Origin of the sequence: Pedobacter vanadiisoli, from assembly GCF_042684385.1 — a bacterium.
In the GTDB taxonomy this organism is placed as follows: domain Bacteria; phylum Bacteroidota; class Bacteroidia; order Sphingobacteriales; family Sphingobacteriaceae; genus Pedobacter; species Pedobacter vanadiisoli.
In genome coordinates, this window is the sequence record NZ_JBHULL010000007.1 from 664,749 (window position 1) to 677,238 (window position 12,490).

Genomic DNA, 12,490 nt, shown 5'->3' on the forward strand with positions numbered 1-12,490 from the left:
AGCGGATTAGAAAACTGAGCACTTGAGTTCGATTATTAAATCTCATTTTGCGGTGTTTTAATCAGGTTTTCAGTTAAGGCGGTCGTTGCCCCTGACCTGTAGCGAATCGGGAATGTACGAAGTAAACTGAGCCTTAAGCGAGTTCACCGGAGGTAATTTGTCTCCAAGTATTTCAGGCTAGAAGATGTAGCCTCCATCTCTCCGTAGAGTCGCTGCGCTTAACTCTACGGATGATGAAATATGGTTGAGTTTGGAAACTCAACCTGGCCTTTACAATAAATTTTGACCTGATTTAATGCCCTTCACCCTCTTCTCCGGTATTTTTGACCTTGCTTAACAGATCATAAGCACCTTTAACCACTACCTTCGCCTCACTGATCGGCTCTGCAAAAGAAACCTGGGTATAACCATTCTCGGCAACTCCGGTTTTTACCTCCATCATCCGGTACCGGTAATCCTTACTGTCTTTAAGAGCAGGCTGATCGATAAACACGAATTTTTTGCCTTCAAATTCAACAATTGCCGCATCGGGTAGTGCTTCTACCTTGTTCATGCCGCTTTCTACATAGGCTTTAAGGTACATGCCCGGAAGCAATTGTGTATCCTCCCTATCGAGGTGGCAGTGGATTTGTACGGTACGTTCTTTACTGATTTCCCTGCCAATAAGGTAAACGGTTGCTATGCGTTCCTTTTCTTCATTGGCCAGCACAAAGCGTACCTTCTGCCCAAGCTTAAGCTTGGGTACATCTTTTTCAAATACCGTAAGCTCTGCATGCAGGTGCTCGGTATCGGCAATCTTAAACAGTACATCGGTAGTACTGGCAAAGGCACCAATATTGGTGTTAACCTGGGTAACGTAACCCGACATCGGCGCATAGAGGTTAAAGGTTTTCTGGATCTGCCCTTTTTCCAGTGCCGGAAAACTGATATTCAGTAAAGAAAGTTTTGAGCGTTGTCCCAACAATCTTGCGTTCACGCTCTGGTACTCGCTCCTTGCTTTCTGAAGTGCTTTTTTAGAATTTACATTTTCCTTGGCCAATTCTTCCTGGCGGTCTAACTCCTGCTTTAAGAACTGTAACTGACTTTTATAATCCAGGTAATCTTGTTGCATCTGAATAAATTCCGGATTCTGCATTACGGCTACGAGCGCTCCCTTGGTTACCCGTTTTCCTTGTAACATGTCGGTACTTTTTACTATTCCTTCGAGCGGTGTGGATATAGACACCAGGCTTTGCGGCGGGAGGTCGAGCATGCCGTTAACTTTCGTTGTTCCGCTTAATTCCTTCAGTTCAATATCACCCAGGGTTATTTCCGATAACTTGTGTTGCTCTGGTGTAAGGGTTACAATATCGCTTTTTTCGTGAACGGCTTCCTTTTCGGGTTCCTTCTCCGAACCGGGATTGCTGCAGCCAGCAAAATAAATTGGGAGGGACATCAGGATAAGATATTTATATATGGATCTCATAAGATTTGTGCTTAAAATGATTGGTTGTTACCGGTTAAAAATTCAATCTGGTTAATGCTCTGGCTTAACTGGAGGAGGGCCATCAGGCGCCCCTCATAAATACCATTTGCCTGTTTAAGGTTTAACAGGTACTCCGAATAGCCTATTTCTCCGTTTTGATAGGCAATGCGGCTATTTTTTAATATCAGTGCCGCATTGGCTGAGGCAGAAGTCATAAAATAGTTATACCGTTGCCTGTTTTTCAGGTATTCACCAAAAGCCTGTTGATACTGGCCTGTCAGTTTTCGCTGCTGGAGTTCCAGGTCGTTAGAAGCAATCTCCCTGTTAATGGATGCGGCCTTTGCCTTCGCAGCATAGGCCCTGTAAAACAAGGGAACGGAAAGTCCCACCTGAAAACCCTGGAAACGTTTGTCGCGGCCAAAGAAAAGCTCACTTCCATTAACGTTTTGAAAACCGGTTAGCGACTGGTTGAAATAACCAAGGGTAAAATCGGGTAGTGCTTTGGCAAGTTCTACCTTACGTTGTTTTTCGGCGATTACGATCTGCTGTCTGAAATAGGCAAGGGTTGGATTTTCATTTAAAAGTGTCGTATCCGCGATCGAAATTTCAGGTGCCTCCTTTAAAAACTTATCCGCTATCAAGGGTGGCCCGCCCTTACCCAGGAGTGTAGCAAGCTGCGCCTGATAAATTCCGATGTCAGACCGGTTTTGATCGAGCAGGTTCTTTACCTCCTGGAGCTGTGTCTCTGTGGCTACCTTCTCCAGCAGGTTACCTTCACCGGTTTTGTACTTTAGCGAAGCAGATTTTACAAAACCCTTATAAATGCTGTCTTGCTCAAGCAACAGTTTTTCCTTCGAATAGAGGTACTGAAGGTTGGTGTAAACCGTCTTCACCTGAAAAACAAGTTCGTTTTTACTTGAAGCAACCTGAATCTGGCCTGCTTTGATCCGTTCGTCGCCTAATGCGGCATTTGCTGCAAAAAGTGTTGGAAAAGGGATCGTTTGTGAAACGGTAAAGTTGTTGTCGTTTTTCACCAGGCTATTGTATTGCCCGTAAAGCATTGAAACTTCTGTTTTAGGCATTTCGAAAGCACTCTTTTTAAGCACCTGCTGCAGTCCTACACCAAGGTTAGCCCCGTTAATGGTCCGGTTGTTTTCCAATGCCGAAGATATAGCCTGTTCGAGTGTTAGCGCAGTTTGCGCCTTGGCGGGCTGCAATCCGAACAAGGTAATAAACAGGACTATTGTACCTGCCAAAGGAGCAATTTTTACTTTTTTACGGCCTATTTTTTCTACCCAGATATAAAGCACCGGAAGCACCAAAAGGGTTAGCAATGTTGCAGAGATCAGTCCGCCGATAACAACCGTTGCCAAGGGCCGTTGTACTTCAGCTCCGCTACCACCCGAGATGGCCATTGGAAGAAAACCCAGGGAGGCTACGAGTGCCGTCATAATCACCGGGCGAAGCCTGACCGAGGTTCCTGTTTTAATAATTTCGAAAATATCTTTCATTCCTTCTTTTTTCAACCTGTTAAATTCACTTATAAGTACAATACCATTCAGTACCGCTACACCAAAAAGCGCAATAAAGCCAACGCCGGCCGAGATGCTGAAAGGCATGCCGCGTGCCCAAAGGGCAAATATGCCACCTATGGCCGATAATGGAATTGCGGTAAAAATTAGAAGCGCATGTTTTATCGACGAAAAAGTTAGATAAAGCAGCAGTAAAATGAGCAACAAGGCCAATGGCACAGCTATGCCCAGTCTTTTAGTCGCTGCCTGCAGGTTCTCAAAAGTGCCGCCAAAGGTTGGGTAATATCCTGGTAAAAACTTAACCTCTGCATCAATTTTCTGCTGAATTTCCTTTACAATACTTTCCACATCCCTACCCCTCACATTAAAGCCAACGGTAATACGCCGTTTCGCATCATCGCGCTGGATCTGGTTGGGCCCCTCCCTGTACTGGATATCAGCCAGTTGTTCCAGCGGGATCTGATTGCCATTGGGTGCTGTTACAAACAGATTCTTTACATCTTCCAGCGACTGCCTGTTTTCTTTTTCCAGGCGGACAACCATATCGAATCGTTTTTCGCCTTCGAACACCAGGCCAGCTACCTCTCCGGCAAATCCAGAGCGGATAGCGGTATTCACATCCTCAATATTCAGCCCAAACTGCGCAATCTTTTCTCTATGAAATTTGATGATCACCTGTGGAAGTCCTGAGGCCTGTTCCACATAAATATCCTTGGCCCCTTCAATTTTTCTGGCGATGTTACCGATCTTGGTTGCGTAGGCACTCAGCTTCGAAAAATCCTCTCCATAGATCTTGATGACCACATCCTGCCTCGCACCCGTCATTAACTCATTAAAACGCATCTGGATGGGCTGCTGGAACCCAAAAGTAACCCCAGGAATATACCGTTCCAGCTTGGCCTGCATTTTACCCGCAAGCTCGTCCCTGGTCGAAGCACTTGTCCAGTCACCCTTATCCTTTAGGATAATAATCAGGTCGCAGGCTTCTACCGGCATGGGGTCGGTAGGGATTTCGCTAGAGCCTATCTTTCCAATTACCTCTTTTATCTCCGGAAAATTTGCCTTTAATACCTTTGCAGCCCGTGTAGCGGCCTCAATGGTCTGAGAAAGGCTGCTTCCGGTAAGCACCCTGGTTTCTACGGCAAAGTCGCCCTCCTCCAGTGTGGGGATAAATTCGGCGCCCAGATAATTGAAAATAATAAGGCCGGCAACAAATAACCCTATTGCAATGCCTACAACTGCCATCTTTGCCCGAAGTGCAAAATTGAGCATTGGAGTATACACACTTTGAAAAAAAGACATGATCCTGTCTGAGATATTCCGTTTGGTGTTAATGGTTTTGCTTAGCAACAGTGCACTCATCATTGGCACATAAGTTAACGACAAGATAAATGCACCCAGAATAGCAAAGGCCACTGTTTGAGCCATTGGCCTGAACATTTTGCCTTCTATACCAACCAGCGCCAGAATCGGGAGGTAAACGATGAGTATAATGATTTCGCCAAAGGCGGCACTGTTACGGATCTTGGAAGCAGATTCAAAAATCTCTGCATCCATTTCCTGTTGACTGAGCCTGTTTTTATTTTTTCGGATACCCAGGTGGTGAAGTGAGGCCTCTACTATAATTACCGCACCATCTACAATTAATCCGAAATCAATGGCACCAAGGCTCATCAGGTTTCCGCTGACGCCAAAAAGGTTCATCAGGCATATGGCAAAAAGCATGGCAAGCGGAATTACTGAAGCTACAATTATCCCGGCACGGAAATTTCCCAAAAGCAGTACCAGCACAAAAATCACAATCAATGCACCTTCTGCCAGGTTTTTGGTTACCGTACCAATGGCATTGTCTACCAGTTTGGTACGATCGAGGAAAGGCTCAATAACGATTCCCTCCGGCAGATTTTTTGCAATCTGGTCCATCCGGGTTTTTACGTTCGCAATAACCTTGGAAGAGTTGGCGCCCTTTAGCATCATCACTACTGCCCCCACTACCTCACCCTGGTCGTTCCTGGTCATGGCACCGTACCTGGTGGCCGCGCCGATCCTCACTTCTGCTACATTTCGGATCAGCACAGGAATGCTGTTTTCATTGGTCCGCACAACGATGTTCTCAATGTCTTCTATACTGTTGATAAGCCCCTCGCTCCTGATAAAATAAGCATTGGGCTTCTTATCAATATAAGATCCACCGGTGTTTTGGTTATTTTTTTCAAGCGCCCTAAAGATATCACTGATGGATATATCCATGCTTCGTAATTTGTCTGGATTGAGGGCAATCTCATACTGTTTAAGGTAGCCGCCAAAGCTGCTCACGTCTGCTATACCCTCTACGCCAAGAAGCTGGCGACGAACAATCCAGTCTTGAATGGTTCTGAGTTCTGTGGCATTATATTTTTTTTCATATCCTTTTTTGGGATGAATTACGTATTGGTAAATCTCTCCCAATCCGGTGGTTAATGGCGCAATCTCAGGCGTTCCTATCCCTTTCGGAATGGCCCTTTCTACTTCAACCAGCCTTTCGCTTACCTGTTGGCGGGCCCAGTAAATCTCTACACCCTCTTTAAATACCACTGTTACAACCGAAAGGCCGAACCTGCTAAAGGAACGGACTTCTTCTATTCCTGGAATAGTGGCCATGGTTTGCTCTACCGGGTAGGTTACAAAGCGTTCAATATCTTCAGCACCGTTACTTGGCGAAGAAGTAATAATCTGTACCTGGTTATTGGTAATATCAGGAAGGGCATCTATAGGCAGCTGCCTAAGGGAGTATATGCCCCAGGCTATCAGCGCCAGCATCATAATTCCAACCAACAGTTTTTGCCTGATGGAGAATTGTATTATTCTGTTCAGCATTGTCGTTTAAATCAAAAATCAATAAATAGCACGCCATCATTGCACTTGATGATGCAAAATTTGCGTGTAAAAAGCATGCTTTCATGGACATTACCATGAGATAAAAAATTGATTTAAACGAGTTTAGGCGGTTGCCAAATATCGAAGGGTTGTTTTTTCAATGCGGAGCATTGGAAAACCGGATAAGGCTTTCTGTACACAGGAACAATCAGATCTGTTAATTTTTCGGATGGAAAGTGCTGACCGACCGAGCAGCAGGTACAGCTACAGAACGGCGGACAGGATTCTCCATACCTATGCTCAGTTTTTGATTGATTGCTATGCACAATGTTTTCTGTGTGAGATTTGGAAACCATATCTTCCTTGTCCTGGCAGGGCATAAAACCCAGAAGGATCAGGTAAAAAGAAAAAAGGAATACAAAGTTTTTCACAAGGGCAAATGTAATGATTAAAGTTTTTAATTCATAAAGACCGCTTTTATTAAAAATCCCTTATTAATTGATAACCCATTCTCCAATGTTTCTTTAAAACCATTTGGATGAGCTACTCAAGTTTCCTTTTGCATCATTAGCTTAATGCCTTTGAGCATATAGGAACCCTTAGCCAATTGAAAATAATATAATAAGCCCTATACTTGTATACAATACATCGGATATGCCACCAATTAAAATGCATCATCAGGAATTCGAAGCTCCGGAGGAACTGCAGGATACGATAAAGTGCTTCTGGTACAACAGAAGAGAGGCCAGAGCAGACTCATCGGGTTTTGAAGTAGTGCCTGATGGTTACGCTGAGATTATTTTTCATTTCGGTAGCGGCTGCAGCATTTCTTCTGATGGGGTTTTATGGCCTTTGCCTTCGCCTTTTATGATGGGCCTGCTTAATCAGCCTGTTATTTTTTACGCGAAAGACCGCTTTGAAACCATTGGTATCAGGTGTTTTCCATGGACTGTATTCGATTTACTTGGTCTCCCACCCAACAAGCGTGCATTACACGTATTCGAACATCCTGTGGCTCAGCTTCAACCCAAACTGAATGCCTTTGTGCTTGATGGAAAAATAGCGGAAGCGGTGGCTGAAGTAAAACAATATTTCTTACAGGCCAGGGCGCAGGTAGCAACCAATAGCATGTTATACAAGGCTGGAACCGCGATGCAGGCCGCAAAGGGCACTATACCGGTAAGCGAGGTAGCAGCAGCGGCACATGTAACCGTGCGTACATTGGAAAGGAACTTTAAACGATCTTCCGGCCATACTGTTAAAGATGTATCGGGCCTGATGCGTTTTGAGCAGGTACGCAACCGATTGTGGATGGATCCAAATGCCAACCTGGCCAGTCTGGCGCATGAGTTTGGCTACACCGATCAATCTCACCTGAGCCGTGAATTTAAACGTTATAGTGGTATCAGCCCCGCAGCATTTGCCCGTAAGGCAAAAACAGGCCAACAAATGTTAAGCGATGACTTGCTTAATCTCTCCTCCTGAATAAAAAAGATTGTCGTGTTTGTACAAGCCTGGCCGCCAGGCATTATTGAATTTTGTGTTCTAATCATACCATATGAACACAACAATTAAAAATAAAAAACACACTCATACCATTTACGATGTTATTATTGCTGGTGCTGGCCCTGTGGGCCTGTTCCTGGCCTGCGAATTGGCCTTAGCCAAATGTTCGGTACTCGTACTCGAAAAAGCGGTGGATGCGCACTCGCCTTTAAAGCAGCTTCCCTTGGGCATCCGTGGCTTATCGTCACCAACAATTGAAGCACTTTATCGCCGTAACTTATTTGAGGAACTTGAAATTCATAAACACCTTAAAAACCCTCATCAAAATGCCGTGCAAGGGCCCCGTCGCCAGGCAGGGCATTTCGCAGGTATTCCGTTCCATGATGGCGATATCGATACCACGCAGTGGAAATATCGCCTGCCAGGTTCCACACCTGCCAGTTTAATTACAGAAATGCATGAGCTGGAAACTGTATTTTCCAAACGCGCAGAAGCCCTGGGCGTTGAAATTAAACGGGGTTTTGCAGTAACAGGTTTCCATCAAAATAATGAAGGAGTAATTGTACAAGCAGGCGGGCAATCTTTCGAATGTAAATGGCTTGTAGGATGCGATGGAAGCCGGAGTGTGGTACGCAAAACCGGTGGCTTCGAATTTGCCGGCACTGAGCCCGAATTTACAGGTTACACGGCTAAGGCAGACCTCCTTAATCCGGAAGTGCTTAAACCAGGCCGGAATGTAACGCCGACCGGTGTATATATGCAATCGCAACCGGGTTACCTGGCCATACAGGATTTTGATGGTGGTGCATTTCATGGATCAGCGAAGCCTGTAACGCGCGAACATCTGCAGGAGGTGCTGCGTCGTGTTTCAGATACCGGTGTTACCATCAGCACGCTCCATATTGCAAGTACCTGGACCGACCGGGCAAGGCAAGCCACAACCTACCGAAACGGACGCGTACTTTTAGCAGGAGATGCGGCTCACATCCATGCACCCTTAGGTGGCCAGGGGCTTAACCTGGGCATGGGTGATGCCATGAACCTGGGCTGGAAACTTGCAGCCACCATCCAGGGGAAAGCTCCTGAAGGTTTATTGGACAGCTATGTTACAGAACGGCATCCCATTGGTGCACAGGTGCTCGATTGGTCGCGCGCTCAGGCCACCATTATGAAACCTGACCCCAATGCCCGTGCTTTGCATGCCATTATTACCGATCTTATCAATACCACTGATGGCGCCACTTATTTTGCCGGCAGGGTTTGGGGCGTTTCTACTCAGATTAACCTTGGGGGGAAACATCCGCTAATTGGCTGCAGTGTCCCTGACTTTGAATTTGAAGATGGTACAAAAATTGGCCAGCTGATGCATAATGGCCAGGGTATCCTGCTCGATTTTAGCCACAATGCTACACTTAGCAATTTAGCCGTCGAATACCATCAGGTTGATTATATATCGAAACCTGCGAAAAAGCAATTAGGGTTATCGGCCGCACTGATCCGCCCGGATGGAATTGTAGCCTGGGCTACTGATGAGGAGATAAACATTAGTGAGCTGCAAAAAGCAATTACAAAATGGTTTGTATAAAAATCAGAATTTTGGTCAATGCTAAAAGAGATGGTATTATAAAACAAGTTTCTTTAAAAGTTTGTCACGCCACGATTGACAGATTCCTGTAGAAATTCGTCATTGCGAGAAGGAACGACGAAGCCTGCCTGCAATGACAATGCCCCGAGGGTATAAATAAACATTGGTTAGTTATTGGGAGATAGAAATTGTGCGATTTTACGAACTTTTAATGTTTAATCAACAAATCAATCGAAACCCCCTAAAAATACTACCAAAAGGCCAAACATTAACATCCCCAGGCCGTAAGCAATAATTGCCTTTAAATAGTTAGCTATTTTTTTACTGTTAAAAAATTGTGCTATTGCCCATGTACTATAACCAACTACTATAATGCTGGAAACTTTCATAAAACTGATTTTACTTAGCCCCTCGGCAATGGCAAAAACAGATATAATTAACATGCCAATTCCCATCACAAAACACAGCAGGATCAATATCTCGAAAAAATTATAGTTGTATTTTTTAAAAAATAGTTTTAACCATAAGGAAATGCAGGCGCCCATTAAAATATTGGCATAACCGTAATGCCCCGCTACCCAATCGAAGATTAAACCAACACTTGTTTTTTTTACCTCAGTAAATTCAACATAATCCTCTTCTATGTGGAAGAAATGACTAATTACCGTGTAAATTAATGAGCTCACAACGATAAATATAACTGGCTTTACCAAGCGGTTCCGATTATCGGTAATAAATGTTCTTATACTTTGGCCAGGCCTGATCAGCAGTTCTTTTACCGTGAACAATATTCCTTTTTCGAAATGTAAGAGGTGCTGTATTTCATGCAGAACATAATGGGCATCTACCCTTTCAACATGCATTGGCTGACCGCAATGACCACAGAAATTATCGTTTACAATATGACTGCAGTTTCTACAACTTATTGAATCGGGATGCATGTAACCTATTTAACCTCTGGTGAATTACGTAATCTGATCTCATCATTTACCGATTTTAAAGTGCTGTAGATTGGCAACCAGGTAATGGGCAAAACCATTACCGGGACAAATAACACTAGTTTTGCCTTGAGAAAGAGCAAGGCTAAAGCGATAAGCACACCTAATATGATAAATCCAATTAATACACCCTTTAACTTCGAGCTGGTTTTGTTTAATTCTTCCAAGCTTAATTCAGACCATTTTTTCATCGTTCAAAATCTTTTCTGTAAAAGTGGGCACAAAAATATTTTCAGGGACTACACTTTAGTGTAAATTTGTTATTAAGCCATCCCGTAAAATGAAAGACAACACCACCTCCTCTTTGCTTACCAAGAATAAAGTTGAAAAAATATCAACTGAAGACCTTCTCCAACAGCAAGATTATATGGAAGCTATAAAAGCTTTCGCCCGTTTAACCTACGAAAGCGTATATGTGATCGATTACGAAAAAATGGCATTTGAATATGTTTCAGAAAACCCCTTGTTTCTATGTGGTTATTCGCCCAAAGAGGTATTGGATTTAGGCTATGAATTTTATTTTAAAAATGTTCCTGAAAAGGATCTCGTTTTATTGAGTCTGATTAATGACGCGGGATTCGATTTTTTCGCAAAACTGCCAGGTATCGAAAAAAAACATTATAGCATCACTTACGATTTTCATCTGATTAGCCGGGAGGGTAAACCCATGCTGATTAACCATAAGCTTACGCCCTTATTTTTAACTGGCGAAGGTAAGATGTGGAAAGCAATGTGTGTAGTTTCCCTATCCCATCATCAACAGGCGGGCAATATCTGTATCTACAAACAAGGTACCGATGAGCTGTGGGCCCTGGATACCACGACCAAAATGTGGAAGAAATCAGAAAAACCCAAACTCACTAAAAGAGAAATTGAAATATTGCAATTGCATGCCCAAGGCTTAACCATTAACCAGATTGCCGAAAAAATATTTGTTGCTCCTGATACCGTAAAGTATTACAGGCGAAGAATTTTTGAAAGATTGGAGGTAGGTAATATGGTTGAAGCACTTTCGCGCGCAGTTAACAATAAAATAATTTAGTTTGCGCTCAGCAAAAGTGCTTGTAAAAACTATAGCTTTCTTCTATATACCCCATCTATAACAGATTTCAAAAAAACGGGCGATCTTTCAACTGAAGCGGAGCGAAATAGAGAAATCTTTGAACCAGGTTAAAAGATTTCTCCATTGTGGCAGAAATAAAGATTTCTCAATCTGTCATCTCAACTCCTTTGTTTTTTGTAAAAAACTACCCCAAAAAATGTATCCAAACGGGATGACCAAAGCCTGGGTTTACCACATAGCCTTAAGCATTTAAACCACCATCGATTGTTAAAAACGAACCAGTGATGTATCTGGCCTCTTCACTTGCAATAAAGCTCACAAATGCAGCAATATCTTCTACTGTACCGTAATCTGGTAACGCCATACGCGTTCTCAGAAAATCAGCCAATGGCGCGTCGGCAGGGTTCATATCCGTGTTGATTGGTCCGGGCTGAATCAGGTTTACTGTAATTTTTCGGGCGCCGAGGTCGCGGGCTAAACCACGGGTAAAACCCTGAAGTGCCGATTTGCTCATGGTATATAAGGTGGTTTCAGGACCAAGCGCATTATCGCCCATGTTGCTGCCAATGGTGATAATCCGCCCACCCTCGGGCATACCTTTTACCGCAGCCAGGGCAGCCACAAAAACGGCCTGTACATTAACCGCCATAATTTCGTTATAATCTTCAAGTGTATGTTCTTCAAAAGCCTTACCAATGTAGATACCTGCATTGTTGATCAGTACATCAATATGGCCAAAATCAGCAATGGTTTTAGTCACTGCTCCACTTACCTCACTTGCTACGGTACTGCTCGCTTTTAATGCAACAGCAAGCCCACCCGCAGCTTCAACGTCAGCCACTACTGCCAAAGCTTTTTCAGCTGAATTGGCATAAGTAAATACCACTTTTGCACCTTCTGCTGCCAACCTTTTTACAATTGCTGCTCCTATGCCCCGGCTTCCCCCTGTTACCAGTGCAATTTTATCTGTTAATTTTTTCATATGATTTTTTAAATTTTCGGCTAATGTAAAAGAGATACTTTAAATTTGCAGGTAAACATCAAATTGTTAGGTACTAACAAAAAAGTAAAAAATGAGAAAAGAGACGTCAACCAATGCTTTGAACGAAAAAATGATGATCGACAGTTGTGGTATGGCTTCATCGCTGGCTGTTATAGGCGGCAGGTGGAAACCAGCCATATTATGTCGTCTTTCTTATGGTACCATGCGCTATGGCGAGCTTAAAAAAGACATTATTGGCATATCAGAACGGATGTTGGTGGCGCAGCTAAGGGAACTGGAGAAAGACCAGATCATTACACGTGTTGTTTTTCCGGAGGTACCGCCAAGGGTAGAATACCGGTTAACCGACCTGGGCCTTACCATGAAACCAATGCTCGATGCCATGTCTGACTGGGGCAACATGTACCGCGGGCACATCAACCAAACTCAGGAGTTACCTACGGATGTAGTGCTGGAGCAGTAGCCGGTCGTGTTCAAAAAAA

The 12,490-nt window shown here is 43.8% G+C and carries 10 protein-coding genes; 4 read left to right on the top strand and 6 right to left on the bottom strand.

From position 1 onward, the window contains the following. Positions 1–292 precede the first annotated feature (292 nt). The 3 genes from ACFSR6_RS08530 to ACFSR6_RS08540 all read right to left on the bottom strand — a co-directional run bounded on the left by ACFSR6_RS08530 (position 293) and on the right by ACFSR6_RS08540 (position 6,284). Positions 293–1,435, bottom strand: coding sequence for an efflux RND transporter periplasmic adaptor subunit (locus ACFSR6_RS08530; protein WP_379077616.1), 1,143 nt, complete (start codon positions 1,433–1,435; stop codon positions 293–295). A gap of 41 nt (positions 1,436–1,476) precedes the next feature. Beyond that, positions 1,477–5,853 carry a CusA/CzcA family heavy metal efflux RND transporter gene (locus ACFSR6_RS08535; protein WP_379077619.1) on the bottom strand — a complete coding sequence of 1,459 codons (4,377 nt, stop codon included), beginning with the start codon at positions 5,851–5,853 and terminating at the stop codon, positions 1,477–1,479. A 113-nt stretch (positions 5,854–5,966) separates the two neighbouring features. Next, on the bottom strand, positions 5,967–6,284 hold the full coding sequence (locus ACFSR6_RS08540) for a DUF6660 family protein (protein WP_379077622.1): 318 nt from the start codon (positions 6,282–6,284) through the stop codon (positions 5,967–5,969). Positions 6,285–6,507: 223 nt separating this feature from the next. On the opposite strand from ACFSR6_RS08540, the gene ACFSR6_RS08545 reads away from it, so the two are divergent. Next, positions 6,508–7,338: a helix-turn-helix domain-containing protein gene (locus tag ACFSR6_RS08545; RefSeq protein ID WP_379077625.1), complete on the top strand. Its 831-nt coding sequence runs from the start codon at positions 6,508–6,510 to the stop codon at positions 7,336–7,338. Between the two features lie 73 nt (positions 7,339–7,411). Further along, the gene (locus ACFSR6_RS08550) at positions 7,412–8,944 is read left to right on the top strand and encodes an FAD-dependent monooxygenase (RefSeq protein ID WP_379077628.1); all 1,533 of its coding nucleotides are present in this window, start codon (positions 7,412–7,414) and stop codon (positions 8,942–8,944) included. A 227-nt stretch (positions 8,945–9,171) separates the two neighbouring features. On the opposite strand, the gene ACFSR6_RS08555 is transcribed toward ACFSR6_RS08550, so the two are convergent. Continuing rightward, positions 9,172–9,885: a DUF3667 domain-containing protein gene (locus ACFSR6_RS08555; protein WP_379077631.1), complete on the bottom strand. Its 714-nt coding sequence runs from the start codon at positions 9,883–9,885 to the stop codon at positions 9,172–9,174. A gap of 5 nt (positions 9,886–9,890) precedes the next feature. Further along, positions 9,891–10,133 carry a hypothetical protein gene (locus ACFSR6_RS08560; protein ID WP_379077634.1) on the bottom strand — a complete coding sequence of 81 codons (243 nt, stop codon included), beginning with the start codon at positions 10,131–10,133 and terminating at the stop codon, positions 9,891–9,893. Positions 10,134–10,222: 89 nt separating this feature from the next. Here ACFSR6_RS08560 and ACFSR6_RS08565 point away from each other — a divergent pair, with 89 nt between their 5' ends. Beyond that, positions 10,223–10,984, top strand: coding sequence for a response regulator transcription factor (locus ACFSR6_RS08565; RefSeq protein ID WP_379077637.1), 762 nt, complete (start codon positions 10,223–10,225; stop codon positions 10,982–10,984). Positions 10,985–11,246: 262 nt separating this feature from the next. On the opposite strand, the gene ACFSR6_RS08570 is transcribed toward ACFSR6_RS08565, so the two are convergent. Beyond that, complete coding sequence (locus tag ACFSR6_RS08570; protein ID WP_379077640.1) at positions 11,247–11,987, bottom strand: SDR family NAD(P)-dependent oxidoreductase; 741 nt, start codon at positions 11,985–11,987, stop codon at positions 11,247–11,249. A 91-nt stretch (positions 11,988–12,078) separates the two neighbouring features. Between ACFSR6_RS08570 and ACFSR6_RS08575 the strand changes: the two genes are divergently transcribed. After that, complete coding sequence (locus tag ACFSR6_RS08575; RefSeq protein ID WP_183761390.1) at positions 12,079–12,471, top strand: winged helix-turn-helix transcriptional regulator; 393 nt, start codon at positions 12,079–12,081, stop codon at positions 12,469–12,471. Positions 12,472–12,490 lie beyond the last annotated feature (19 nt).

Coding starts and splice junctions, on each gene's coding strand:
- ACFSR6_RS08530 (WP_379077616.1), bottom strand. CDS start 1,435: ATGTCCCTCCCAATTTATTTTGCTGGCTGCAGCAATCCCGGTTCGGAG.
- ACFSR6_RS08535 (WP_379077619.1), bottom strand. CDS start 5,853: ATGCTGAACAGAATAATACAATTCTCCATCAGGCAAAAACTGTTGGTT.
- ACFSR6_RS08545 (WP_379077625.1), top strand. CDS start 6,508: ATGCCACCAATTAAAATGCATCATCAGGAATTCGAAGCTCCGGAGGAA.
- ACFSR6_RS08550 (WP_379077628.1), top strand. CDS start 7,412: ATGAACACAACAATTAAAAATAAAAAACACACTCATACCATTTACGAT.
- ACFSR6_RS08555 (WP_379077631.1), bottom strand. CDS start 9,885: ATGCATCCCGATTCAATAAGTTGTAGAAACTGCAGTCATATTGTAAAC.
- ACFSR6_RS08560 (WP_379077634.1), bottom strand. CDS start 10,133: ATGAAAAAATGGTCTGAATTAAGCTTGGAAGAATTAAACAAAACCAGC.
- ACFSR6_RS08565 (WP_379077637.1), top strand. CDS start 10,223: ATGAAAGACAACACCACCTCCTCTTTGCTTACCAAGAATAAAGTTGAA.
- ACFSR6_RS08570 (WP_379077640.1), bottom strand. CDS start 11,987: ATGAAAAAATTAACAGATAAAATTGCACTGGTAACAGGGGGAAGCCGG.
- ACFSR6_RS08575 (WP_183761390.1), top strand. CDS start 12,079: ATGAGAAAAGAGACGTCAACCAATGCTTTGAACGAAAAAATGATGATC.